Source organism: Streptomyces sp. NPDC051822, from assembly GCF_044452745.1.
In the GTDB taxonomy this organism is placed as follows: Bacteria; Actinomycetota; Actinomycetes; order Streptomycetales; family Streptomycetaceae; genus Streptomyces.
Map to the genome: position 1 here is coordinate 334,516 of NZ_JBITBZ010000001.1, position 23,458 is coordinate 357,973.

General features: G+C 72.1%; 23 protein-coding genes and 1 riboswitch. Of the genes, 14 read left to right on the forward strand and 9 right to left on the reverse strand.

Annotation, left to right across the window (positions count from 1 at the left end):
* Nucleotides 1-58: 58 nt before the first annotated feature.
* Nucleotides 59-634 carry an SAV_6107 family HEPN domain-containing protein gene (locus ACIA8N_RS01515; RefSeq protein WP_365776988.1) on the reverse strand — a complete coding sequence of 192 codons (576 nt, stop codon included), beginning with the start codon at nucleotides 632-634 and terminating at the stop codon, nucleotides 59-61.
* Nucleotides 635-797: 163 nt separating this feature from the next.
* On the opposite strand from ACIA8N_RS01515, the gene ACIA8N_RS01520 reads away from it, so the two are divergent.
* The 5 genes from ACIA8N_RS01520 to ACIA8N_RS01540 all read left to right on the forward strand — a co-directional run bounded on the left by ACIA8N_RS01520 (nucleotide 798) and on the right by ACIA8N_RS01540 (nucleotide 6,919).
* Nucleotides 798-1,712 (forward strand): ATP-binding cassette domain-containing protein, encoded by a 915-nt coding sequence (locus ACIA8N_RS01520; protein WP_365776990.1) that lies wholly within the window; start codon nucleotides 798-800, stop codon nucleotides 1,710-1,712.
* Nucleotides 1,684-3,771 carry a YhgE/Pip domain-containing protein gene (locus ACIA8N_RS01525; protein WP_365776992.1) on the forward strand — a complete coding sequence of 696 codons (2,088 nt, stop codon included), beginning with the start codon at nucleotides 1,684-1,686 and terminating at the stop codon, nucleotides 3,769-3,771. The genes ACIA8N_RS01520 and ACIA8N_RS01525 overlap by 29 nt, the downstream gene beginning before the upstream one ends.
* A 43-nt stretch (nucleotides 3,772-3,814) precedes the next feature.
* Nucleotides 3,815-4,426, forward strand: coding sequence for a TetR/AcrR family transcriptional regulator (locus tag ACIA8N_RS01530; RefSeq protein ID WP_365776994.1), 612 nt, complete (start codon nucleotides 3,815-3,817; stop codon nucleotides 4,424-4,426).
* Nucleotides 4,427-4,728: 302 nt separating this feature from the next.
* The gene (locus ACIA8N_RS01535) at nucleotides 4,729-5,376 is read left to right on the forward strand and encodes a DUF4126 domain-containing protein (RefSeq protein WP_365776996.1); all 648 of its coding nucleotides are present in this window, start codon (nucleotides 4,729-4,731) and stop codon (nucleotides 5,374-5,376) included.
* 121 nt (nucleotides 5,377-5,497) lie between these two features.
* The gene (locus ACIA8N_RS01540; RefSeq protein WP_365776998.1) at nucleotides 5,498-6,919 is read left to right on the forward strand and encodes an NAD(P)/FAD-dependent oxidoreductase; all 1,422 of its coding nucleotides are present in this window, start codon (nucleotides 5,498-5,500) and stop codon (nucleotides 6,917-6,919) included.
* 53 nt (nucleotides 6,920-6,972) lie between these two features.
* On the opposite strand, the gene ACIA8N_RS01545 is transcribed toward ACIA8N_RS01540, so the two are convergent.
* The 5 genes from ACIA8N_RS01545 to ACIA8N_RS01565 all read right to left on the reverse strand — a co-directional run bounded on the left by ACIA8N_RS01545 (nucleotide 6,973) and on the right by ACIA8N_RS01565 (nucleotide 11,315).
* A complete protein-coding gene (locus ACIA8N_RS01545; RefSeq protein WP_365777000.1) occupies nucleotides 6,973-7,794 on the reverse strand; it encodes a hypothetical protein in 822 nt (273 codons plus the stop codon).
* Nucleotides 7,795-7,848: 54 nt separating this feature from the next.
* Entirely contained in the window at nucleotides 7,849-8,766 is a 918-nt protein-coding gene (gene metF, locus ACIA8N_RS01550; RefSeq protein WP_030211497.1) for a methylenetetrahydrofolate reductase [NAD(P)H], read from the reverse strand.
* A gap of 154 nt (nucleotides 8,767-8,920) precedes the next feature.
* On the reverse strand, nucleotides 8,921-9,580 hold the full coding sequence (gene thiE, locus ACIA8N_RS01555; protein ID WP_365777002.1) for a thiamine phosphate synthase: 660 nt from the start codon (nucleotides 9,578-9,580) through the stop codon (nucleotides 8,921-8,923).
* A gap of 102 nt (nucleotides 9,581-9,682) precedes the next feature.
* Nucleotides 9,683-10,048, reverse strand: a complete 366-nt coding sequence (locus tag ACIA8N_RS01560; protein WP_030219572.1) for an Rv2175c family DNA-binding protein — start codon at nucleotides 10,046-10,048, stop codon at nucleotides 9,683-9,685.
* Nucleotides 10,049-10,091: 43 nt separating this feature from the next.
* Nucleotides 10,092-11,315 carry an FAD-dependent oxidoreductase gene (locus tag ACIA8N_RS01565; RefSeq protein ID WP_365777004.1) on the reverse strand — a complete coding sequence of 408 codons (1,224 nt, stop codon included), beginning with the start codon at nucleotides 11,313-11,315 and terminating at the stop codon, nucleotides 10,092-10,094.
* 82 nt (nucleotides 11,316-11,397) lie between these two features.
* Nucleotides 11,398-11,511, forward strand: a riboswitch (TPP riboswitch).
* Between ACIA8N_RS01565 and thiO the strand changes: the two genes are divergently transcribed.
* The 6 genes from thiO (at nucleotide 11,509) to ACIA8N_RS01595 (ending at nucleotide 17,194) form a co-directional block, all read left to right on the forward strand.
* Nucleotides 11,509-12,717 (forward strand): glycine oxidase ThiO, encoded by a 1,209-nt coding sequence (gene thiO / locus ACIA8N_RS01570; protein ID WP_365777006.1) that lies wholly within the window; start codon nucleotides 11,509-11,511, stop codon nucleotides 12,715-12,717. Its footprint overlaps the riboswitch before it by 3 nt.
* Nucleotides 12,714-12,914 (forward strand): sulfur carrier protein ThiS, encoded by a 201-nt coding sequence (thiS, locus tag ACIA8N_RS01575; RefSeq protein WP_030219578.1) that lies wholly within the window; start codon nucleotides 12,714-12,716, stop codon nucleotides 12,912-12,914. Before thiO ends, thiS begins: the two co-directional genes overlap by 4 nt.
* A 5-nt stretch (nucleotides 12,915-12,919) precedes the next feature.
* Complete coding sequence (locus tag ACIA8N_RS01580) at nucleotides 12,920-13,714, forward strand: thiazole synthase (RefSeq protein WP_365777008.1); 795 nt, start codon at nucleotides 12,920-12,922, stop codon at nucleotides 13,712-13,714.
* 103 nt (nucleotides 13,715-13,817) lie between these two features.
* Complete coding sequence (gene pknB, locus ACIA8N_RS01585; RefSeq protein ID WP_365777010.1) at nucleotides 13,818-15,728, forward strand: Stk1 family PASTA domain-containing Ser/Thr kinase; 1,911 nt, start codon at nucleotides 13,818-13,820, stop codon at nucleotides 15,726-15,728.
* A 6-nt stretch (nucleotides 15,729-15,734) separates the two neighbouring features.
* Nucleotides 15,735-16,598, forward strand: a complete 864-nt coding sequence (locus ACIA8N_RS01590; RefSeq protein ID WP_365777012.1) for a deoxyribonuclease IV — start codon at nucleotides 15,735-15,737, stop codon at nucleotides 16,596-16,598.
* A 68-nt stretch (nucleotides 16,599-16,666) separates the two neighbouring features.
* Complete coding sequence (locus tag ACIA8N_RS01595; protein ID WP_365777014.1) at nucleotides 16,667-17,194, forward strand: DUF4396 domain-containing protein; 528 nt, start codon at nucleotides 16,667-16,669, stop codon at nucleotides 17,192-17,194.
* 68 nt (nucleotides 17,195-17,262) lie between these two features.
* On the opposite strand, the gene ACIA8N_RS01600 is transcribed toward ACIA8N_RS01595, so the two are convergent.
* On the reverse strand, nucleotides 17,263-17,907 hold the full coding sequence (locus ACIA8N_RS01600) for a sulfite oxidase-like oxidoreductase (RefSeq protein WP_365777015.1): 645 nt from the start codon (nucleotides 17,905-17,907) through the stop codon (nucleotides 17,263-17,265).
* Between the two features lie 177 nt (nucleotides 17,908-18,084).
* Between ACIA8N_RS01600 and bfr the strand changes: the two genes are divergently transcribed.
* Nucleotides 18,085-18,561 carry a bacterioferritin gene (gene bfr / locus ACIA8N_RS01605; RefSeq protein WP_365777017.1) on the forward strand — a complete coding sequence of 159 codons (477 nt, stop codon included), beginning with the start codon at nucleotides 18,085-18,087 and terminating at the stop codon, nucleotides 18,559-18,561.
* On the opposite strand, the gene ACIA8N_RS01610 is transcribed toward bfr, so the two are convergent.
* Both ACIA8N_RS01610 and ACIA8N_RS01615 read right to left on the reverse strand, forming a co-directional pair.
* Nucleotides 18,558-18,812, reverse strand: a complete 255-nt coding sequence (locus tag ACIA8N_RS01610) for a (2Fe-2S)-binding protein (RefSeq protein WP_365777019.1) — start codon at nucleotides 18,810-18,812, stop codon at nucleotides 18,558-18,560. The genes bfr and ACIA8N_RS01610 overlap by 4 nt on opposite strands.
* Nucleotides 18,813-18,944: 132 nt before the next feature.
* Nucleotides 18,945-20,297: a class II 3-deoxy-7-phosphoheptulonate synthase gene (locus ACIA8N_RS01615; RefSeq protein ID WP_399415445.1), complete on the reverse strand. Its 1,353-nt coding sequence runs from the start codon at nucleotides 20,295-20,297 to the stop codon at nucleotides 18,945-18,947.
* 155 nt (nucleotides 20,298-20,452) lie between these two features.
* Between ACIA8N_RS01615 and ACIA8N_RS01620 the strand changes: the two genes are divergently transcribed.
* Entirely contained in the window at nucleotides 20,453-23,275 is a 2,823-nt protein-coding gene (locus tag ACIA8N_RS01620; protein WP_365777021.1) for an N-acetylmuramoyl-L-alanine amidase, read from the forward strand.
* A 92-nt stretch (nucleotides 23,276-23,367) separates the two neighbouring features.
* Complete coding sequence (locus ACIA8N_RS01625) at nucleotides 23,368-23,424, forward strand: trp operon leader peptide (RefSeq protein WP_071892416.1); 57 nt, start codon at nucleotides 23,368-23,370, stop codon at nucleotides 23,422-23,424.
* Nucleotides 23,425-23,458 lie beyond the last annotated feature (34 nt).

Consider the following 23,458-nt stretch of genomic DNA (forward strand, 5'->3'; position numbering starts at 1 on the left):
ACTCCTCGGTGACGGGTACGGACCTCCCCACCCTATGGCCTCGGTCCCGCGTTGCGGATCATCCGTCCGCCTCGTCCGTCCCGGTCCTGCGGGGCGGCAGCGGGTGGAGGGCGAGCAGCCGCTCGACCAGGCGGAGGAAGTGGGCGGCGTCCCTGAGCAGGTCGTCGGCCTCGCGCGGGGTCGCCGCGCTCGTGATCCCGGCCTCGGCCCGGGCTCTGCGCCCGGCGCCCGAGGCGAAGAGGGCGCTCCACTCGGTCAGCTCCGGCGCGAGCCCGGCGAGGAGCTCCCAGGCGCTCCGTATCGGCTGCCTCCGGCGGGGGCCCGGCAGGGGCCTGGCGCGGGCGGCGAGCACGGCGGCGGCGGCTCTGAGCGCGGCGAGGTGGGCGGCGGCGTACCGCTCGTGGGGACGGTCGAGGGTGGCGGCCTCGGCCAGTCCCGCGCGGGACTTGGCGAGGAGGTCGAGGGCGGCGGGCGGGGCGGAGGCGCGGCGCGGCACGGGGTGGACGTCGGACGCGGGCCCGGACACGGAGCCGGACGCCGCCGGCCCGGACGCGGCATGGGCGAACAGTGCGGCGGGGGCGGGTCGGCCTCCGGGGTCGCGGCGGGGCGCGGCTGCTGCGGAAGGGCTTGCCATGACGAGTCCTCCTGTCGTCGCGTGACGGCGTCGTGGCCGTATGTGTCCATCGTGCCCGGCCCCACTGACAACGCCCTTGACCTGGGCTTTTGCTCGAAATCCAGGACCGGGGTAGTTTTTGCACTGACCAGTCAGTTCAAAAGGGGAACAGGGGGTGGGGGCCGTGGGAGCGGGAGCCGATGAGCGGCCGCGTGGCGCCGCCGTCGTCGCGGACGGCTTCGGGCTGAAGGGGCCGCGCGGCTGGGCCTTCCGGGGGGTGTCCTTCCAGGCCGAGCCGGGGGCGCTGGTGGCGATCGAGGGGCCCTCGGGTTCGGGCCGCACCTGTCTGCTGCTCGCGCTCACCGGCCGGATGAAGGCCAAGGAGGGCACCGCCGAGGTGGGCGGCCTCCCGCTGCCCCGGAAGATGGCCGCGGTGCGCCGGATCGGCGCCCTCGGACACGTGCCGGGCGTCAGCGAGCTGGACCCGGCCTTCACGGTCGCCGAGCATCTGGGCGAGCGGGCCCTGCTCCAGCGCCGTTACGACGGTTCCGTCCGCGGGCTGCTGCGGCGCCCGGCCGAGCGGGCCGCGGCCACGCGGGCCCGGATCGAGGAGGCCCTGGAGGCCGCGGGGCTCGACCTGGCCACGCTGCCGAAGGGCGAGCGGACGTCCGTACGGGACCTGGAGCGCCTTGAGGCGCTGCGGCTCTCGATCGCCCTGGCCCTGATCGGCCGCCCGCGGCTGCTCGCCGTGGACGACGCGGACCTGAAGCTCTCGGACACCGACCGGGCCGAGGCCTGGGCGCTGCTGCGCTCGGTGGCCGCTTCCGGGACCACCGTCCTGGCCGTCTGCAGCGAGGCTCCGGAGGACGCCCTGCGGATCACCACGCGCGGGGACACCGCGGAGCCGGAGACACCCGCCGCGCAGACGGCCCCGGATGACGACAGCGGCGACAGCGGCGACGAAGCCGAATCCGACACGGACTCCGACGCCGACGCCGACGCCGACGCCGACGCCGACGCCGAGAACGACACCGAGAACAAGAACGACACGACCGAGGAGGGGGCGGCCGATGCGCTCGCCGAAACTGGCCGCGCTTGAGCTGAAGCGCTTCGGCAGGGGAAAGCTGCCGCGCGCCGCGCTCGTCGCGATCCTGCTGCTGCCCCTGCTGTACGGCGCCCTGTACCTGTACTCGTTCTGGGACCCGTACAGCAGGCTCGACAAGATCCCCGTGGCCCTCGTCAACGAGGACCGGGGCGCCACCGCCGACGGCAAGCCGATCAACGCCGGCGACGACATCACCGAGGGGCTCCTGGAGAGCAGCACCTTCGCCTGGCACCGGGTGAGCGACGCCGAGGCGCGGGAGGGCGTCGAGAACGGGACGTACTACCTGTCCCTGACCATGCCCGGCGACTTCAGCTCGCGGATCGCCTCCAGTTCCGGCGACTCCCCCGAGACCGGCGCCCTCCGGGTGCGGACGAACGACGCCAACAACTACATCGTCGGCCAGATCTCCCGGACGGTGTTCTCCGAGGTGCGCACCGCGGCCTCCACCAAGTCCTCGCGCTCCTTCCTCGACAAGATCTTCATCTCCTTCTCCGACATCCACGACGCGACCGCGAAGGCCGCCAAGGGCGCCGACGACCTCAAGCAGGGCGTGGACAAGGCGAAGAAGGGCTCCAAGGACCTGGCGGACGGTCTCAAGACCGCCAAGACCGGCAGCGGCGACCTGGCCGCCGGCCTGAAGAAGCTCGACAAGGGCGCCAAGGACCTGGAGAGCGGCTCCCGCCAGGTCGCGACCGGCACGCAGTCGCTCGCCGACAAGGTCAACGGCACCGCCGACAAGGTCCGCCCCTACCTGGCGAACAACGGCAAGTCGATCCGTGACACCGCCCGTCTCGTCTCGGACTCCACCACCGCCGTCCGCAACAACCTCGCCGACCTGGTCAAGCGCGCTCCGGCGCTCCGCGCCGCCGCCCACGAGGCGGACGACGGTCTGGCCGCGATCCACCGGGAGGAGTGCGAGCTGAAGCCGGAGGCCGACGCCCGGATCTGCGAGAAGCTGAAGAAGGCCTCGGTGACCGCCGACGACGTGGCCACCATCGCGGACGACGTGCACGAGCTGACCAAGGACAGCGGCGGCGACCTGAAGGTCCTGGACGCCCGCCTCGTCACGCTCAAGAAGCAGGCCGACGAGCTGGCCACCCGCGCCCCGCACCTCGACGAGGACGTCGAGGACGCCATCCGGAAGATCAACGAGCTGAACGCGGGCGCGAAGAAGGTCGCGGCGGGCGCGGACCGGCTGCACACCGGCATCACCGACGCCAAGGCCGGCTCCGTCAGCCTCGACACCGGGGTCGGCAAGCTCAAGAAGGGCGCCGGAGCCCTCGACGGCGGTCTGTTCAAGCTGGCGGACGGCTCGGGCGAGCTGGCCGGTGGTCTGCACGACGGCGTCGAGCAGATCCCGGACTACGACAAGCAGGACCGTGACCGGCGTACGGAGGTCATGGCGGACCCCGTTCAGCTGGCCTCCCAGTCGCTCCACAAGGCGCCGAACTACGGCACCGGTTTCGCCCCGTACTTCATCCCGCTCTCCCTCTGGGTCGGCGCGATGGTCGCGTACATGATCATCCAGCCGATGAACCGGCGCGCCCTGGCCGCCGGTGCCTCCGCCTGGCGGATCGCGCTCGCGGGCTGGTTCCCGGTGGCGGCGATCGGCATCCTCCAGGTCGCCGCCCTCATGTCCGTGCTGCACTGGGGCCTCGGCCTCCAGATGGACCGGGCCGCCGGTACGGTCGGCTTCCTGGCCCTGGTCACCTGCTGCTTCGCGGCGATCATCCAGTGGCTCAACGCCCGCTTCGGCGCGGCCGGCCGGATCCTGGTCCTCGCCGTCCTGATGCTCCAGCTGACCTCGGCGGGCGGCACGTACCCCGTCCAGACCAGTCCGGGCTTCTTCAACGCCGTGCACCCGTTCCTCCCGATGACCTACGTGGTCGAGGCGCTGCGCCGGCTGATCACGGGCGGCGGGATCGGGCCCGTCTGGCAGGCCTGCGCGGTCCTGACCGCCTTCACCCTGGGCGCCCTGGCCCTCACCGCCGTCTCGGCCCGCAAGCGCCAGGTCTGGACGCTCGACCGCCTCCACCCCGAACTGACCCTGTGAGAGCGGTCCGGTGCCCCCCGCCACACCTGTGAGAATCGACCCCATGGACAGCAGCAGCACCCGACGCCAGGCCACGCGCGCGAAGCTCTACGAGGCGGCCGTCACCCTCATCGCGGAGCAGGGTTTCTCCGCGACGACGGTGGACGAGATCGCCGAGCGGGCCGGCGTGGCCAAGGGCACGGTCTACTACAACTTCAAGAGCAAGACCGAGCTCTTCGAGGAGCTGCTGCGCCACGGCGTGTCGCTGCTCACGGCCTCGCTGCGCTCGGCGGCCGAGGAGACCGCCGAGCGCGGCGGGAGCCGGGTCGACGCGCTCGACGCGATGATCCGGGCGGGCCTCGTCTTCATCGACCGCTACCCGGCCTTCACCCAGCTGTACGTGGCCGAGCTCTGGCGCACCAACAGGGCCTGGAACTCGACGCTCCTCGTGGTCCGCCAGGAGGCCGTCGCGGTGGTCGAGGGGGTGTTGCGCGAGGGGGTCGAGGCCGGTGAGCTGAGCGAGGACATCGACGTGCAGCTGACGGCGGCGGCGCTCGTCGGCATGGTCCTCGTGGCGGCCCTCGACTGGCAGGCCTTCCAGAGCGAGCGGTCGCTCGACGACGTGCACGCGGCGCTCTCGCGGCTGCTGCACGGCCGGGTGGGCGGCGGCAGGTAGCGAACAGCACGCGCGCGTGCCTCGGCCGGACGGCGACACGCGCGCGCGGATCGCGCGCAGATCACGAAAAGACCGGTGCGGCGAGGCTCGATCCCCCCGAGCCTCGCCGCACCGGCTTCTTCCATCACGCACCCCCGTGCCGTCAGGTGCGCGGCCCCGTTCCGCAGCCCCGTGCCGGCGGTGCCGGAGCCGCGCCCCTTCCGTGACTCCACTCTCTCCCGCGGGGGCTCCCCGGCCCATCCGCGCATCTACTCATCTCGACCCCTAGGTACGGGTACTCAGTCCTGGTTACGATCGCGGGCGTGTCCGTACTCCCCCTGGTGTTCACCAGCGGCTGGGCGAGCGGGATCAACGCCTACGCGGTGGTCCTGCTGTTCGGCGTCTTCGGCGCGACCGGGCTCACCGACGAGGTGCCCGAGTCCTTGCAGCGCACCGATGTCCTCGTCGTCGCCGGCGTGCTCTTCCTGTGCGAGGCGGTGGCGGACAAGATCCCGTACTTCGACTCGATATGGGACTCGGTCCACACGGTGATCCGGCCGGTCTCGGGGGCCGTCGTCGGCGCCCTGCTCGCCGGGCAGGACGGTTCGCTGCCCCAGCTGGCGGCGGGCGCCGTCGGCGGTTCGACGGCCTTGCTGAGCCACTTCGTCAAGGCGGGGACGAGGATGGCGGTCAACACCTCGCCCGAGCCGTTCACCAACGTCGCGCTGAGCCTGGCGGAGGACCTCGGGGTCGCGGCGATCGTCACCTTCGCGATCTTCAACCCGGTGGCGGCGGCGGTCATCGCGGCCGTCCTGCTCGCCCTCGGTCTGGCGATACTGGTCTTCCTGGCGAAACGGATCCGCCGCTTCCTGCGCCGCAGGTCCCAGCGCCGGGAGGAGAGACGGCTCGTGGACGTGACGGCCGGGGCCCGCTCGCGACCACCGTCGGAGGACGGCTCCGAGCACTTCTGACCGGCCCTCCGCCGACGGCCGACCGCTCCCCCACCGCTCGCCGACCATTCTCCGACGGCTCCCCGACCCACGTCCGACCGGCCTTCCGGCAGTGTCCGAGGGGCCGGATAGAGTCGCCGGCATGGCACGGATTGTGGTGATCGGCGCGGGACTCGGCGCCATGGCGGCGGCGGCCCGGCTGGCCGTGGCGGGCCACCGGGTGACGGTGTACGAGCGGGGCGCGACGTACGGCGGCGCGGTCGGCCGCTTCGAGCGGGACGGGTTCGCCTTCGACACGGGCCCCGGCCTGCTGCACCTGCCCGCCGTGTACCGGGACCTGTTCGTGAAGACCGGCAAGGAGCCCCTCGAGGAGTGCGTCGCGCTGACGCAGGTCGACCCGGCGAGCCGGCACGTCTTCGCCGACGGCACCCGCGTGGACCTGCCGAACGCCTCCCGGGCCGGCACGGTCGCCGCCCTGGACGCGGCCCTGGGAGCCGGAGCGGGCGAGCGCTGGGGCGACTTCCTGGTCCGCGCTCGCGAGGCCTGGGACCGCACCCGCCGCCCGCTCCTCGAGGAGCCCCAGCCGGCCGACCCCGCGCCGCTGGCCCGTGAGCCGTACCCGGCCCTGAAGCCGGGCCTGTTGCGCCGCCCGACGACGACGCTCGCGCGGATCGGCACGCGGGAGCTGCGCGACCCGCGGCTGGCCGCCCTCCTCGACGCGTACGCGTGGACGTACGGCTTCGACCCGGCGACCGCCCCGGCCGCGGCCGCCGTCCTGCCGTACATGGAGCAGACCTTCGGCAGCTGGTACGTGGGCGGGGGGCTGCGGGCGCTCGCGGACGCGGTGTACGAGCGGTGCCTGAAGCGGCGTGTCGAGTTCGTCTTCGACACGCCCGTGGAGGAAGTCCTGGAGAAGCACGGCCGGGCGGTCGGCGTCCGGCCGGCCGGAGGCGACATCGTCGAGGCCGACCACGTCGTCTCCGGGGCCCCGGTGCCGGCCCTCCCCCCGCAGAGCGACGGCCGGCCGCGCCATCAGGTGCTCGGCACGAGCCGGGTGACGGTCTGTCTGGCGCTGCGCGGCCCCCGCGAGTCGGCGGCGGTCCACCGCACGGTCGTGCACGCGGACGGCGATCGGCCGACGGTGACCGTGCTGCGCCCGGACGACCCGGCGCTGCGCCCCGACGCGGACCACGAGCCGGTGACGGTCACGGCGACCGTCCGCACGTCTCCGGAGCGGGACGCGGGCGCGTGGGAGGCCTTCGCCGACGGGATGGTCGAAGCGGCCGGACGGGCGGTCCCGGGGCTGCGCGAGCGGCTCCTCTGGCGGCACGTCCGCACCCCGGAGGACGTGCGGCGGGACACGGGCGCCGCCGAGGTGCCGGGACCGGCGCTCGCCGGGGCCGACGGCCTGCTGCTCCCGGCCGCCAACCGGTCCCCGCTGCCGGGCCTCTGGTTCGCGGGCGGCTGGTCCCATCCGGGCGGCGGGCTGGCGCACGCGGGCATGTCGGGCGCGCTCGTGGCGGGATTCATCGTGGAGGGCGCGGACTTCCGCGGCTCGCGGTGAGCGCGGAGAGGCCCCGGCGCGATGCGCCGGGGCCTCTCCCGTCTCACGGTCACTCAGTACCGGTACTGCTGCTGGTCGTCCGGGTGCGGCTCGTAGCCGTACGGGCCCGGGGCGTCCGGCTGCTGCTGCGGCGGCTGGGGCGCCGGCTCGGCGTCGCGCTGCTGCGGGACCCAGACCCCGCCGGGCGGCGTGTCGTAGGTGTACGAGGGGGCGTAGGGGTCGCCGTAGTAGGAGCCGTACTGCTGGCCGTCCGTGCCCGGGCCGATGTACGGGTCGGAGTAGGCGGCGTACTGCTGCTGCCCGGCGGCGGCGCCGTAGTCGTAGGCGGGCTGCTGCTGCTCGTAGCCGGGGGCGTACGGGTCGTAGGCGGGCTGCTGCGGCTCGCACCCGCCGCCCTGACCGGCGCCCTGGTGCGCGCCGCCGTAGACCGCGTACTGGCCGGTGTCCTCGGGAATCGGCAGCGGCTCGTAGACCGGGGTGGTCTCGGCGGCCGCGTGGAGGCCGGCCTCGTCCGGCACGGCGTACGCGGGGTCCTGGCCGTCGTAGGAGAGCTCGGTGACCTCGAGGGTGGGCCCGGCCTTGGCCGCCCCACCGGACCGGCGGCGACGGCTCGCACCCGGGTTGCCGCCGATCGCCCAGCCGGTGGAGAAGCCGCGGCGGAACGAGAGCGTCACATAGGTCTGGCCGACGGCGAACGCGACCGCCCCCGCGATGATGACCGCCACCGAGGGCAGCAGTACGCCCAGGACCACGCCGAGGAAGCCGCAGAAGGCGAGCACCCGCCAGCGCAGCCGTGCCTTGTACTGGAGGAGCACCTCCCCCAGCAGCCACAGTGCGACCACGCCGAACGCGATGTAGAGGACCGTCCACCCCATGCCCCGCCGCCCCTCTCCACGGTCACCGCCGCGGGTCGGGGCGGGTACGACCGGTCACGACTGCTGGTGCAGTCCGAGATTCTCGTAGATCTCGAGCGTCGCGGTGGAGCTGTTCAGCGTGATGAAGTGCAGTCCGGGGACACCCTCGGAGAGCAGCCGCGCGCAGAACTCCGTCGCGAACTCGATACCGATGGAGCGTACAGCGGCGGGATCGTCCTTGACGGCGAGGATGCGCTCTTTCACGTCCGGGGGGAAGAGCGCGTTGCTCAGCTGGGGCAGCCGGTCGAGGGTCTTCACGTTCACGACGGGCATGACCTCGGGGATGATCGGGGTCTCGCAGCCCGCCTTCGCGACGCTGTCGCGCAGCCGCAGATAGTTCTCCGGATCGAAGAACATCTGGGTGATCGCGTAGTCGGCGCCCGCGCGGCACTTGTCCACGAAGTGCCGGATGTCCGTGTCCCAGTCGGTGGAGCGGGGGTGCATCTCGGGGAAGGCGGCGACGCCCACGCAGAAGTCGCCCGACTCCTTGATCAGCCGGACGAGGTCGGCCGCGTACCGCACGCCCTCGGGGTGCTCGACCCACTCGCCCAGCGGGTCGCCCGCCGGGTCGCCGCGCAGCGCGAGCATGTTGCGGATGCCGGCGTCGGCGTACTGGCCGAGGACGTTGCGCAGCTCGGCCACCGAGTGGTCGACGGCCGTGAGGTGCGCGACGGGGGTGAGCGTGGTGTCGGAGGCGATCTTCTGGGTGGCCTTCACGGTGCCGCCGCGGGTGGAGCCGCCGGCGCCGTAGGTCACGGAGACGAAGCTCGGTCCGACCGCCTCGACCCGCCGCATGGCGTTCCAGAGGCCCTGCTCGCCCTTCTCGGTCCGGGGCGCGTAGAACTCGAAGGAGTACGACGTGCCGCCGGAGGCGAGGATGTCGCGGACCGTGCGAGCGCGGTCGGAGCGGACGGAAGCGGTACCAAGGGCCATACGGGCAGGTTAGACGCGGTCCGGGAAGCCGCGTAAACGGCGTCCGAGTGCTGGACACCTTTTCGGACACCCCGCCGGGCACGCCGCCGGACGCCGGGGGGACGCCCGGTGGACGTCCTCGCGGGCCCCTCCGGGTGCGCCGGCAGGACACTTCCTAGGCCTCCGCGCGCTCCCGTACCCGCTTGGCGAGGGCGGCCGTCGCGGCGGCCGGGTCGTCGGCCTCGGTGATCGCGCGGACGACGACGATCCGGCGCGCGCCCGCGTCCAGGACCTCGTCGAGGTTGGTCTCGTCGATGCCGCCGATGGCGAACCAGGGCCGGTCCTGGGCCAGCCCGGCCGCGTACCGCACGAGACCGAGGCCCGGCGCGTACCGTCCGGGCTTGGTGGGGGTGGGCCAGCAGGGGCCGGTGCAGAAGTAGTCCACGCCCGGTTCCGCGGCGGCCGCGGCCACCTCGGTCTCGGCGTGGCAGGAACGGCCGATCAGTACGTCGTCGGGGCCGCCGAGGATCGCCCGGGCGGCGGGCACGGGCAGGTCGCCCTGGCCGAGGTGGAGCACGTCGGAGCCGATGGCGTGGGCGACGTCGGCCCGGTCGTTCACGGCGAGCAGTCTGCCGTGCCGGCGGGCGGCGTCGGCGAAGACGGCGAGGTGCTCCAGCTCCTCACCGGCCTCCATGCCCTTGTCGCGGAGCTGCACGATGTCCACGCCGGAGGAGAGCACGGCGTCGAGGAAGGCGGGCAGGTCGCCCTGGCGCTTCCGGGCGTCGGTGCAGAGGTAGAGCCGGGCGTCGGCGAGCCGCTCACGAGGCGTGGGCATGGGTGGGTTCCCCCCGTCGGTGTCGCCGGCGCCGCGGCGGCCGGCCCGTGAGGGGGCCGGTCGCCGCGACACCCGCTGATGGTGTCCTGGTGCGTGCGTGCCTCAGAGGGCGAGCGCCTGGGCGCGGCGCTTCACCTCCGTGCCGCGGTTCTCGTTGAGCGCCTGCGCGGGCGTGCCCGGCAGGCTCTCGTCCGGAGTGAAGAGCCACTCCAGCATCTCCTCGTCGGTGAAGCCGTCGTCCCGCAGCACGGTCAGGAGCCCGACGAGGCCCTTGACGATCTTGTCGCCCTGGATGAAGGCGGCGGGAATCTGCAGGGCGTTGTTCTCTCCACGGCGCACGGCGATGAGCTGACCTTCCTTGATCAGCTGCCGCACGCGCGTCACCTCGACATCGAGCATCTCCGCGATGTCGGGCACGTAGAGCCAGGCGGGGACGAGCGCATCGATCTTTACGTCAATCTCGGTCACAGGACAAGCCTGCCATCCCGGACCGACAGCCGGTACCCGGGCCCTACCGGACCGCCGCCTTCAGGGGTACGGAGGGGTCGGCTGCGCGCTCCGGGTCCACGGGGGTGGCCGTCTCGATGATCTTGCGGCCCTGGGCCAGGTCGCGGGGGCGGCCGACGGCGAGGAGGGCCACGAGCACCCCGGCGCGCAGCCAGAGCGCTGACCAGGCCTCACCGGCGGGGTCGCCGCGCCACAGCAGCTCGTCCGCGCCCGCGTGGTGCCCGGCGTACTGGACGAAGCGGCCGAACTGCTCGGACCAGAAGTACGGGACGGGGTCGTACGGCCCGGAGTCGGCCCCGGTGATCGTGGCGGCGACCGTGCGGGGGCCCTGGAGCGCGTTGTCCCAGTGGTGGACGAGGAGGCGCTTGCCGTAGCGGGCGGAGGGGAAGGAGGCGCAGTCGCCGACGGCGTACACGTCGGGCAGGGAGGTGCGCAGCCGCTCGTCGGCGGTGACGGCGCCGCTGGGGTCGAGGGCGATGCCGGAGTCCGCGAGCCAGTCGGTGGCGGGGCGGGCGCCGATGCCGACGACGACGGCGTCGGCGGGGAGCTCGCGGCCGTCGGCGAGGACCACCCGGCCGGGCGCGCCCGGCTCGACGGAGTGCACGCGCGCGTGGGTGAGGAGTTCGGCGCCGCCGGCCCCGTACCACTCGGCCATGGGGGTGGTGACCTCGGCGGGCAGGGCGCCGGCGAGGGGGCGGTCGGCGGCCTCGACGACGGTGACGGCGCAGCCCGCCTCGCGCGCGGCGGTGGCGAACTCGGCGCCGATCCATCCCGCGCCGACGACCACGACGGCGTGGCGGCGCTCCAGGACGGGGCCGAGGCGCACGGCGTCGTCGAGGGTGCGCAGCAGGTGGACCCCGGGGACGCCCTCGGTGCCGGGCAGGGTGACCGGGTGGGCCCCGGTGGCGACGACCAGGATGTCGTACGGGACGGGCCCCGCCTCGGTGTCGATCTCGTGGTCGGCGGCGCGCAGCCCTGTGACGTCGAGGCCGAGACGCAGCTCGATGCCGAGGTCCTCGAAGTCGACGTCGAAGGCGGAGTCCTCGGCCTTGCCGAGGAGGATGGCCTTGGAGAGCGGGGGCCGGTCGTAGGGCTGGTGGGACTCGGCCCCGATGAGGGTCACGGGGCCGGTGAAGCCCTGTTCGCGCAGGGCGACGGCGGTCTGCACGCCCGCCATCCCGGCGCCGACGATCACGACATGCTGCTGGGCCTGCTTCTGCTCGCTCACCCGCCCACCTTACGTTCCTGACACACCGTCAGCCAGGGAGGGGCCTGGGCCCCGAAAGGGCCTGCGGTTAGTCTGGCGGGCGTAAAGCACTCGCGGGAGCCCGGACGCACCGGGCTGAGAGGGAGGCTGGGACGGCCTCCGACCGTACGAACCTGATCCGGGTCATGCCGGCGAAGGGAGGGGCTGGACGCCCATGCGTTCTTCCGATGTCAGTGGAGCCACTGACGCTACCCGTGCCACCGATACCGCCGACGTCCTCGTCGTCGGCGGCGGCATCATCGGTCTGGTCACGGCCTGGCGGGCCGCGCGGCGCGGACTGCGCACCGCCGTCGTCGACCCGGACCCGGGCGGCGGCGCCGCACGGGTCGCGGCCGGGATGCTCGCCGCCGTCACCGAACTCCACTACGGCGAGGAGACCCTGCTCGGGCTCAACCTCGCCTCCGCCGCGCGCTATCCCGCGTTCGTCGCCGAGCTGGAGGAGTTCACCGGCCACGACGTCGGCTACCGCGCCTGCGGCACCCTCGCCGTCGCCCTCGACGCCGACGACCGGGCCCACCTGCGCGAACTGCACGCCCTGCAGACCCGCTGCGGGCTCACCTCCGAGTGGCTCAGCGGCCGCGAGTGCCGCCGCCTCGAACCGATGCTCGCCCCGGGGGTGCGGGGCGGGCTGCGGGTCGACGGCGACCACCAGGTCGACCCGCGCCGGCTCGCCGCCGCGCTCCTCGTCGCCTGCGAACGGGCCGGGGTGGTCTTCCACCGCGCGCTCGCGCAGAGCCTGACGGTGGTACGGGACCGGGCGCGCGGTGCCGTGCTCGCCGGGGGCCGGGAACTGGCGGCCGACCAGGTCGTCCTCGCCGCCGGAAGCCTGAGCGGGCGGCTCGCGGGCGTGCCCGCCGAGGTCCTGCCGCCCGTCCGCCCCGTGAAGGGCCAGGTGCTGCGGCTGCGGGTGCCGGCCCCGTACGCCCCCTTCCTCTCCCGGACCGTCCGGGCCGTCGTCCGCGGCAGCCACGTCTACCTGGTGCCGCGCGCGAACGGCGAGCTCGTCGTCGGCGCCACCAGCGAGGAGCTGGGCTGGGACACCACGGTGACGGCGGGCGGGGTGTACGAGCTGCTGCGCGACGCCCACGAACTCGTCCCCGGCCTCACCGAACTGCCGCTCACCGAGACCCTCGCCGGGCTCCGCCCCGCTTCCCCGGACAACGCGCCGCTGCTCGGCCCCACCGCTCTGCCCGGCCTCCACCTGGCCACCGGCCACTACCGCAACGGGGTCCTCCTCACCCCCGTCACCGGCGACGTCATGGCCGAGGTGCTCACCACGGGCGTCCTCCCGGACGAGGCGCGCCCCTTCACCCCCCGCCGTTTCTCCCCCGCACTCCCCGTACGTCAGGAGCAGCCCGCATGAACGTGTCCGTGAACGGAGAACCGCGCGAGCTCTCCGGCCCCCTCACCCTCGACGCCCTCGTCGCGACCCTGACCACGTCCCGCTCCGGGGTGGCCGCCGCCCTCAACGAGACGGTCGTGCCGCGCGGCGAGTGGGCGGCGACGCCGCTCGGCGAGGGCGACCGGGTCGAGGTCCTCACCGCGGTGCAGGGGGGCTGAGCGCGATGTCCGACGACGTGTTCACCCTCGGGGGTACGGAGTTCACCTCGCGCCTCATCATGGGCACCGGCGGGGCACCCAGCCTCGACGTCCTGGAGCGCTCGCTGATCGCCAGCGGTACGGAGCTGACGACGGTCGCCATGCGGCGCCTGGACCCGACGGTCCAGGGCTCGGTCCTCTCCGTCCTCGACCGGCTCGGCATCCGGGTCCTGCCCAACACGGCGGGCTGCTTCACGGCAGGGGAGGCGGTCCTGACCGCCCGGCTCGCGCGGGAGGCGCTCGGCACCGACTGGATCAAGCTGGAGGTCGTCGCCGACGAGCGGACCCTGCTGCCGGACGGGGAGGAGCTCCTCGCCGCGGCCGAGACCCTCGTCGACGACGGCTTCACCGTCCTCCCCTACACCAACGACGACCCGGTCCTGGCGCGCAAGCTGGAGGACGCGGGGTGCGCGGCGATCATGCCGCTCGGCTCCCCGATCGGCTCGGGGCTCGGCATCCGCAACCCGCACAACTTCCAGCTGATCGCGGAACGCGCGGGGGTGCCGGTGATCCTCGACGCGGGGGCGGGCACCGCGTCGGACGCGGCGCTCGCGATGGAGCTGGGCTGCGCGGCGGTGATGCTGGCATCGGCGGTGACCCGGGCGCAGGAGCCGGTCCTGATGGCGGCGGCGATGCGGCACGCGGTGGAGGGGGGCCGCCTCGCCCACCGGGCGGGCCGCATCCCCCGCCGCCACTTCGCGGAGGCGTCCTCCCCGATGGAGGGCCGACCCGCCCTGGACCCGGAACGCCCGGCGTTCTGACGCGGACGGCGGGGGGGGGCGGGGGTGCGGAGCTCGTCACAGCTCCGTCGCAGTCGGGGCCACCCGGCCGAGGCCCCGCCGACCGGCTCGTAGACTCGTCGTCGTGGACACGACCCTCCAGGACCCCCTCGTCGGGCGGCTGCTCGACGGCCGCTACCGCGTCGACGCGCGCATCGCCGTCGGCGGGATGGCCACGGTCTACCGGGCCGTGGACACCCGCCTCGACCGCGTCCTCGCGCTCAAGGTGATGCACCCCGCCCTCGCCACCGACGCGGCCTTCGTCGAGCGCTTCATCCGCGAGGCGAAGTCCGTCGCCCGGCTCTCGCACGCGAACGTCGTCGGCGTCTTCGACCAGGGCGCCGAGGGCGCGTACGTCTACCTGGCGATGGAGTACGTCGCGGGCTGCACCCTCCGTGACGTGCTGCGCGAGCGCGGCGCCCTCGCGCCCCGGGCCGCCCTCGACATCCTGGAGCCCGTGCTCGCCGCGCTCGGCGCCGCGCACCGGGCCGGCTTCGTGCACCGCGACATGAAGCCCGAGAACGTGCTGATAGGGGACGACGGCCGGGTCAAGGTCGCCGACTTCGGTCTCGTACGGGCCGTGGGCTCGGCGACCGCGACCACCGGCTCGGTCCTCGGCACGGTCTCGTACCTCGCGCCCGAGCAGATCGAGCACGGCACCGCCGACACCCGCGCCGACGTGTACGCCTGCGGTGTCGTCCTGTACGAGATGCTGACCGGCGGCAAGCCGCACGCCGGCGACACCCCCGCGCAGGTCCTCTACCAGCACCTCCACACGGACGTGCCCGCCCCCTCCGCCGCCGTCCCGGGGCTCGCCCTGGAGCTGGACGAGCTGGTGGCGGCGGCCACGGCCCGTCACCCCGAGGCCCGTCCGCACGACGCCGTCGCCCTGCTCGCCCTTCTCCGAGAGGCCCGCGCCGCGCTCGGCGACGACCAGCTGGACGCCGTGCCCCCGCAGGCGCGGTCCGAGGCCAGGGACACGGCCGAGGACCGGACCAGCGTGATCGCCCGGCCCGTACCGGCGGCCGGGGCGGACGACGCACAGCAGGTCCTCCACACGAACCGGCTGCCCGCGCCGGAGCCCCCCGCGTCCACGGCCCGCAGGCGCCCGCCGCGCGGCCCGCTCCTCGTGGTCGCCGCCGTCCTGCTCGCGCTCGGTCTCGGCGCCGGTGTCTGGTACATCAATTCCGGCCAGTTCACCCGCGTCCCCGCCGTCCTCGGCCAGACCGAGGCCGCCGCGACGCAGCGGATCACCGACGCCGGCCTGGAGGTCGGCACGACGAAGCGCGCGTTCAGCGAGGTGTACGAGCGCGGCACCGTCATGGCCGTGGACCCGGCACCGGGCGAGCGCATCCGGGACAACGACACGGTCACCCTGACGCTCTCCCGCGGCCCCGAGGTCGTGAAGGTGCCCAACCTCAGGAACAAGCCGCTCACCGAGGCCAAGGCCGCCCTCGAACGGGAGGGCCTGCTGCCCGGGGTGATCACCACCGCGTTCAGCGAGTCCGTCGCGCAGGGCTCCGTGATCGGCACCGACCCCGAGCCCGGCACCGAGCGCGCCCCCGACTCGGCCGTCGCCCTGCTGGTCAGCAGGGGCGCGCCGATCGACGTACCCGACGTCACCGGCGAGACCGTCGCGGACGCCACGGCCCTGCTCCAGGAGGACGGGCTGACCGTCCGCGTCGCCCCGGAGCGGATCCACTCCCCCGAGGCCGCCGGCACGGTTGCCGCGCAGTCCCTCGCCGAGGGCAGCCGGGCCGCCGACGGCGACACCATCACGCTCACCGTCTCCAAGGGCCCGAAGCAGGTCGAGGTCCCGGACGTCACCGGGGAGAAGGCCGACGACGCCCGTACGGCCCTGGAGGACGCGGGCTTCGAGGTGGAGGTCAAGAAGTCCTTCCCCTACCTCGGCGACACCGTCGCGAGCCAGTCCGTGGAGGGCGGCTCCACCGCTCCCGAGGGCTCCACCGTCACGATCACGATCAAGGGACTGTAGAAACCGATGCGCAATCCCGTCGGCGGCCATGTCCCCGTGGCCGGTGGGCTCGCCACGACCGGTCTGGGCTACGCCCGCGAGCTGGGCGCGGAGACCGTGCAGGTCTTCGTCGCCAACCCGCGCGGCTGGGCCACCCCGGTCGGCAACCCGGCCCAGGACGAGCGGTTCCGGGCGGAGTGCGAGGCCGAGTCGATCTCGGCCTGGGTGCACGCCCCGTACCTGATCAACTTCGGCTCGCACACCGAGGCCACCGCGGAGAAGTCGGTGGAGTCGATGCGGCACTCGCTGCGGCGCGGCCGGGAGATCGGCGCGAAGGGCGTGGTGGTGCACACCGGCTCGGCGACCGGCGGCCGCCCCCGCGCGGTGGCGCTCGCCCAGGTGCGGGAGCGGCTGCTGCCGCTCCTCGACGAGCTGACGCACGAGGACGATCCGTACCTGCTCCTGGAGTCGACGGCCGGGCAGGGCTTCTCGCTCTGCTCTCGCGCGGAGGACTTCGGCCCGTACTTCGACGCGCTCGACCACCACCCCAAGCTGGGCGTCTGCCTCGACACCTGCCACATCTTCGCCGCCGGCCACGACCTGACCGGCCCGCACGGAGCGACGCAGACCCTCGACCAGCTGGTGGCGACGGTGGGCGAGGGCCGCCTGAAGCTGATCCACGCCAACGACTCCCAGGACGTGGTCGGCGCGCGCAAGGACCGGCACGCGAACATCGGCGTGGGTCACATCGGGGAGGACGGCTTCCGGAACCTTCTCCGCCATCCGGCGACCGACGGCGTGCCGCTGGTCATCGAGACGCCGGGCGGCAAGGACGGGCATCTCGCGGACGTGGAACTGCTGAAGAAGCTCAGGGACGCCGTTTCCCGTTGAGGAATACCCCTAGGGGGTATACGGTTCCTGTAACGGCAGGAACCGCTACCCGGCATGGGGGGCACCCGATGAACCACGACGCGCACACCCACCACGACCACAACGCTCACGCCGACCACGCCGGCCACGAGCACTCCGGCCACTCCGGCCACTCCGGCAAGGTCTCCTGGGCCATGGCCGCCAAGGCCACGCTGCACTGCCTCACCGGCTGCGCCATCGGCGAGGTGCTCGGCATGGTCATCGGCACCTCGCTCGGCTGGGGGAACATGGAGACGATGATCCTCGCGATCGCCCTGGCCTTCTTCTTCGGCTACGCGCTCACCCTGCGCGGCATCCTGGTCGCCGGCGTCGACTTCAGGACGGCGTTCAAGGTGGCCCTCGCCGCCGACACCCTCTCCATCGCGGTCATGGAGACCATCGACAACGGCGTGCTCGCCCTCTGGCCCGGCGCCATGGACGCGCACCTCTCGGAGCCGTTCTTCTGGATCGTGCTCGCCATCGCGCTCGCCGCCGCTTTCGTGATCACCACGCCGATCAACAAGTGGATGATCGGCCGCGGCAAGGGCCACGCGGTGGTCCACCAGTACCACCACTGACCGAAAAGAACCGGCCAAAAGGCCTGCGGACGGTCCGGAGCCCCTAGGGGCCGATCGACAACACAGCCCTACAGTTCCGGGCCGTCTCCCGGTTCCTCCTGGTACGAGTACCGCTGCTCTTTCCAGGGGTCGCCGAGGTTGTGGTAGCCGCGCTCCTCCCAGAAGCCCCGGCGGTCGGCGGCCATGTACTCCACGCCCCGGACCCACTTCGGGCCCTTCCAGGCGTACAGGTGGGGGACGACGAGCCGCAGCGGGAAGCCGTGCTCGGCGGTGAGGAGCTCACCGTCCTTGTGGGTGGCGAAGATCGTGCCGTCCGCGGCGAAGTCGGCGAGCCGCATGTTGGCGCTGTAGCCGTACTCGGCCCAGACCATCACGTGCGTGACCTGGGGAGCGGGCGGCGCGAGGTCCAGGACCGTCCGGGCGGCGACACCACCCCATTCGGCCCCGAGCATGCTGAATTTCGTGACGCAGTGCAGATCGGCCACGACCGTGGAGAACGGCAGCGCCGAGAACTCCTCGTGGTTCCAGCACCGCTTGTCACCGTCCGCCGTCGCCCCGAAGACACGGAACTCCCAGCGGTCCGGCTTGAACTTGGGGACGGGCCCGTAATGGGTGACCGGCCAGCCGCGCTGGAGCCGCTGACCCGGCGGAAGGTCCGGTGAACGATCCGGCTGCCCCGCTTCCCGGTGTACTCCGCTCTCCGGCTGACCCATGCCATCCATGGTGACAGACGGCGAGGGGTGGTCATGACCAGGAGACCTTGCCCACCAGGGGATTCGGGCAACTCCCACTAAGCCTGCACTTACTGGACGCCCCCCATTCGGGGTGCGAGGATGCGGCCATCCTGCCCAGTGACGGCATAAACACGTAACGTGGAAGGAGCCTCTGCGATGCAGGGCGACCCCGAGGTCCTCGAGTTCCTCAACGAGCAGCTGACCGGCGAGCTGACGGCCATCAACCAGTACTGGCTGCACTACCGCATCCAGGACAACAAGGGGTGGACGAAGCTCGCCAAGTACACCCGCGAAGAGTCCATCGATGAGATGAAGCACGCGGACAAGATCACCGAGCGCATCCTCATGCTCGACGGTCTGCCCAACTACCAGCGGCTCTTCCATGTACGGGTCGGCCAGACCATCACCGAGATGTTCCAGGCGGACCGGCAGGTCGAGGTGGAGGCGATCGACCGCCTCAAGCGCGGTGTCGAGGTCATGCGCGCCAAGGGCGACATCACCTCGGCGAACCTCTTCGAGGAGATCCTCGCCGACGAGGAGCACCACATCGACTACCTGGACACGCAGCTGGAGCTGATCGAGTCCCTGGGCGAGGCGCTGTACATCTCGACGCTCATCGAGCAGCCGAGCTAGGCGGCTTCCCCGAGCTGTACGACTTCCCCGACGACGGCGGGCTCGGCGGTCAGCGCGGGAACGCCCTGGTCGAGGAGTTCGCGCCGGGGGCAGTTGCCGCGGCCGAGAATGGCCTGAATACGACGGACGCAGGAACCGCAGTCCGTGCCGGCCTTGCAGGCGGAGGCGATCTGGCGAGGCGTGCAGGCGCCCGCGCTCGCATGCTCCTTGACCTGCTTCTCCGTCACACCGAAGCATGAGCAGACGTACAACGCGGTTCACCTCCCGTCGTGATCGATAAGGCTAACCTAACCTTACCCGGCACGGCGGGACCGTAAAAGCCCTGGATACGACGATGGGGCGCGGATCACATGGATCCGCGCCCCGTCGTCGTAGGTACCTACTTACTGATCGCGGTACATCTCCGCCACCAGGAACGCCAGGTCGAGGGACTGGCTGCGGTTGAGGCGCGGGTCGCAGGCCGTCTCGTAGCGCTGGTGCAGGTCGTCGACGAAGATCTCGTCGCCGCCGCCGACGCACTCGGTGACGTCGTCACCGGTGAGCTCGACGTGGATGCCGCCCGGGTGGGTGCCGAGGCCCTTGTGGACCTCGAAGAAGCCCTTGACCTCGTCCAGCACGTCGTCGAAACGGCGCGTCTTGTGGCCGGAGGCGGCCTCGAAGGTGTTGCCGTGCATCGGGTCGGTGACCCAGGCGACGACCGCACCGGAGGCGGTGACCTTCTCGACCAGCTCGGGGAGCTTGTCACGGACCTTGTCGGCGCCCATGCGGACGATGAAGGTCAGCCGGCCGGGCTCGCGGTCGGGGTCGAGACGGTCGATGTACGTCAGCGCGTCGTCCACCGAGGTGGTCGGGCCCAGCTTGATGCCGATCGGGTTCGCGATCCGCGAGGCGAACTCGATGTGGGCGTGGTCGAGCTGGCGGGTGCGCTCACCGATCCAGACCATGTGGCCGGAGGTGTCGTACAGCTTGCCGGTGCGCGAGTCCGTACGCGTGAGGGCGCCCTCGTAGTCGAGCAGCAGCGCCTCGTGGGAGGCGTAGAACTCGACGGCCTTGAACTCGGCCGGGTCGGTGCCGCAGGCCTTCATGAAGTTCAGCGCGTTGTCGATCTCGCGGGCCAGCTGCTCGTAGCGCTGTCCGGAGGGGGACGCCTTGACGAAGTCCTGGTTCCAGGCGTGCACCTGGCGCAGGTCGGCGTAGCCGCCGGTGGTGAAGGCGCGCACCAGGTTGAGCGTGGAGGCGGAGGCGTTGTACATCCGCTTCAGGCGCTCGGGGTCCGGGATGCGGGACTTCTCGTCGAAGGCGAAGCCGTTGACCGAGTCGCCCCGGTACGTCGGCAGAGTCACGCCGTCGCGGGTCTCGGTGCCCTTGGAGCGGGGCTTCGAGTACTGGCCGGCGATGCGGCCGACCTTCACCACGGGCACGGAGGCCGCGTAGGTGAGGACGGCGCTCATCTGGAGCAGCGTCTTGAGCTTGGCCCTGATGTGGTCGGCGGACACGGCGTCGAAGGCCTCGGCGCAGTCGCCGCCCTGGAGCAGGAACGCCTCGCCACGGGCGACGGCTCCCATCCGGGCGCGCAGCTGGTCGCACTCGCCGGCGAAGACGAGCGGAGGATACGACTCGAGGTCCGCGATCACGTCGCGCAGAGCCTCGGCATCGGGGTACTCGGGCTGCTGCGCCGCGGGCAGGTCTCGCCAGGTCGCCTTGGCGACGGCGTGGGAATCAGCGTTCACGGTCACGACCACCACATTACGGGGTTCTTCGTCCGGTCCTGTCCCCCTGACCAGTGGCTGAGACGCGCGCCCGAAATGTCCGAGGGTGATCTTCACGCCTTGGGGTGGTGTTACCCTCTGGCCCGTTTCAACAAGTTCACAGTCGAACTACAGGGGTGGGCGTGACCCAGAGGCACCGCAGGGACCGCAAGAAGAAACGACTCTTGTACGGAGCGGCGGCAGCTGTCGTCGCCACGGCCACGATCGGCACCATCGCGGTCGCCTCCCCGGGCCTCCTGGGCGCGGCGGACGACGGCAAGGCTGCTGGGGACACTTCCCTGCAGTCGCAGTTCGCAAACGCGGCGCGCGAGTTCGATGTGCCGCAGAGCGTGCTGATGGCGGTGTCGTACCGCCAGACGCGGTGGGAGTCGCACGACGGGCTGCCGAGCGTCTCCGGCGCGTACAACGTGATGGGTCTGACGAAGGTCGACCCGGAGGACATCGAGGAGGACGCGGGCGAGGACCTCGCCCACCTCATCAACGGCACGGGCGACCCGTCGATCGACAAGAAGATCGACAAGAAGAAGGTGCTGGCGTCGCTCCCCAAGGAGACCGTCGACACCGACGACCCGAAGCTGCACACCCTGGACAAGGCCGCCGAGCTGATCGACGGCTCGACCGACACCGTCCAGAAGGACAGCGCCGCGTCGATCCGCGCGGGTGCCGCGCTGCTCGCGGAGTACCAGAAGCAGGCGGGCGCGGAGCTGTCCGACGACCCGGGCGCCTGGTACCCGGCCGTGGCCCGCTTCAGCCAGTCCGACCGGAAGGGCTCCGACGTCTTCGCGCAGCGCGTCTTCGAGTCCATCAAGACGGGTGAGCAGGAGATCACGGCGGACGGCGAGCAGGTCGTCCTGCCGGCGGACCCCTCGGTGGAGCCGGTCAAGCCGTCGAACGTGCCGCTGGCCGCGAGCTTCGCGAGCACGACCGAGACTCCGGCGGCCGAATGCCCGACCACCGTGGCCTGCACCTTCACTCCCGCCCTCTACTCGGAGGACCTGGGCAACTACAACATCGCCAGCCGTACCCCGAACGGCAGCGGTGGCTTCGACGTCCGCCAGATCGTCATCCATGACATCGAGGGCAGTCACGACGCTGCCGTCAACGTCTTCAAGACCCCGAACGCGTGGGCGAGTGCGCACTACATCGTGCGCGCCGACGGTCGCGTGACCCAGATGGTCGAGACCAAGAACGAGGCGTTCCACGCCAACAACAAGACCATCAACATGCACTCGATCGGCATCGAGCACGAGGGCTACGCGATCAAGGGCGACGGCGGCTGGTACACCGAGCCGCAGTACGAGTCCTCCAAGAACCTCGTGAAGTTCGTGGCCGCGAAGTACGGCATTCCGCTGGACCGCGAGCACGTCATCGGGCACGACGAAGCCCCGAGCGTCCACGACGCCCTGACCCAGGACCACTGGGACGCAGGCCCGTTCTGGGACTGGAACCACTTCATGCAGCTGCTCGGCGCCCCCACCGGTGCCGGCAACGCGGGCGGTCTCCTCCAGCCCGGCCAGCTGGTGCGGATCGTCCCCCCGTTCACGTCGGCGAACCAGCAGGCGATGAAGTACAGGGAGAAAGTGGACGGGGTGCTCGTCACCAAGACGACCATCCCGCTGCCGGTCAATTTCGGGTACCTCTACTCGGAGCCCGTGGCCGACCAGACCAAGGCGTTGACCGACCCGTACTTCACGGAGGGCTGGCAGTACGGTTCCAACTGGGCGAACAAGGTCACGGCCGGCAGCGCCCATGTCGTCGCCGAGTCCCGGAGCGACTGGACCGCGATCTGGTACGGCGGCAAGAAGGCCTGGTTCCACAACCCCGGTGGCCAGTACACGGCCGTCGTCGGCGTGAAGAACGCGATCACCGCCAAGGACGGCGCGACCTCGATCCCGGTGTACGGCCGCGCGTACCCCGAGGACGCCGCCTACGCAGGAACCGGTGTCCCGGTCCAGTCGAGGAACAACGAGTCGCTGACGAGGTACAGCATCCCCGCCGGCCAGCTGTACACCAAGGCCGGCGACCCCGTGGCGGGCGACTACTACTCCAGCGCGTTCAACGTCGACGGCACCCGGGTCGCGGGCACGACCAACGTCTTCATCCCAATCCGCTACAACCACCGCCTGGGGTTCGTGAAGGCGAGCGACATCAAGGAAGTCGCCACCCTGCCCCCCGTCCCCGCGAACAACCGCTACAACCTCCTCGCCCGTGACACCTCCGGTGTCCTCTGGCAGTCCCAGGGCACCGGCAGCGCCGCCGCCCCGTTCCTGACCCGGTACCGGGTCGGGGGTGGCTGGGGGGTCTACAACGCCGTCACGGCGATGACCGCCCTGCACGCCGACGGCACCGGTGACGCCGTCGCTCGCGACGCCTCCGGCGTGCTCTGGTACTACCAGGGCAGCGGCAACCCCTCCGCGCCGTTCAAGGCGCGGCTGAGGACCGGTGGCGGCTGGCAGGTCTACGACCAGATCATGGGCGTCCGCGACCTGACCGGTGACGGCAAGGCCGACCTGATCGCCCGTGAGAAGTCGGGCGTCATCTGGCTGTACAAGGGGACGGGCACCCCGGCCGTACCGTTCGCGCCCCGCGTGAAGGTCGGCACCGGCTGGCAGATCTACAACAACATCGTCAGCACCGGCGACCTGACCTCCGACGGCAAGCCGGACCTGATCGGCCGCGACGCCAACGGGATCATCTGGCTGTACAAGGGCAGCGGCAGCGCCACCGCCCCGTACGCCCCCCGCGTCCAGGTCGGCACCGGCTGGAAGATCTACGACAGCATCGTGGGACCGAGCGACCTCACCGGCGACGGCAAGGTGGACTTCGTGGCCCGCGACGGTTCCGGCGTCCTGTGGCTGTACAAGGGCACGGGCAGCGCGACCGCCCCGTACGCCCCGCGCGTGCAGGTCGGTCCGGGCTGGCAGAGCTACAACCTGATCTTCTGATCGGGTAGTCCGACGGCCTCGGGGCCCGGCTCGCACCGTCCACGGTGCGGACCGGGCCCCGTTTCCGTGTCCCGTCGGGTTACAGTGCTCGCATGTTCGCGCCTCAGATCCAGAACTGGTGGTGGACCGCTCATCCGGCGGCCCACTGATCGCGCGTACACCGACTGACACGCGAAGGCCGCC

Excerpts from the sequence above, each read along its gene's own strand:
- ACIA8N_RS01515 (WP_365776988.1), bottom strand. The coding sequence starts at position 634 with ATGGCAAGCCCTTCCGCAGCAGCCGCGCCCCGCCGCGACCCCGGAGGC.
- ACIA8N_RS01525 (WP_365776992.1), top strand. The coding sequence starts at position 1,684 with ATGCGCTCGCCGAAACTGGCCGCGCTTGAGCTGAAGCGCTTCGGCAGG.
- ACIA8N_RS01530 (WP_365776994.1), top strand. The coding sequence starts at position 3,815 with ATGGACAGCAGCAGCACCCGACGCCAGGCCACGCGCGCGAAGCTCTAC.
- ACIA8N_RS01540 (WP_365776998.1), top strand. The coding sequence starts at position 5,498 with ATGGCACGGATTGTGGTGATCGGCGCGGGACTCGGCGCCATGGCGGCG.
- ACIA8N_RS01545 (WP_365777000.1), bottom strand. The coding sequence starts at position 7,794 with ATGGGGTGGACGGTCCTCTACATCGCGTTCGGCGTGGTCGCACTGTGG.
- metF (WP_030211497.1), bottom strand. The coding sequence starts at position 8,766 with ATGGCCCTTGGTACCGCTTCCGTCCGCTCCGACCGCGCTCGCACGGTC.
- thiE (WP_365777002.1), bottom strand. The coding sequence starts at position 9,580 with ATGCCCACGCCTCGTGAGCGGCTCGCCGACGCCCGGCTCTACCTCTGC.
- thiO (WP_365777006.1), top strand. The coding sequence starts at position 11,509 with ATGCGTTCTTCCGATGTCAGTGGAGCCACTGACGCTACCCGTGCCACC.
- thiS (WP_030219578.1), top strand. The coding sequence starts at position 12,714 with ATGAACGTGTCCGTGAACGGAGAACCGCGCGAGCTCTCCGGCCCCCTC.
- ACIA8N_RS01580 (WP_365777008.1), top strand. The coding sequence starts at position 12,920 with ATGTCCGACGACGTGTTCACCCTCGGGGGTACGGAGTTCACCTCGCGC.
- ACIA8N_RS01590 (WP_365777012.1), top strand. The coding sequence starts at position 15,735 with ATGCGCAATCCCGTCGGCGGCCATGTCCCCGTGGCCGGTGGGCTCGCC.
- ACIA8N_RS01595 (WP_365777014.1), top strand. The coding sequence starts at position 16,667 with ATGAACCACGACGCGCACACCCACCACGACCACAACGCTCACGCCGAC.
- ACIA8N_RS01600 (WP_365777015.1), bottom strand. The coding sequence starts at position 17,907 with ATGGGTCAGCCGGAGAGCGGAGTACACCGGGAAGCGGGGCAGCCGGAT.
- bfr (WP_365777017.1), top strand. The coding sequence starts at position 18,085 with ATGCAGGGCGACCCCGAGGTCCTCGAGTTCCTCAACGAGCAGCTGACC.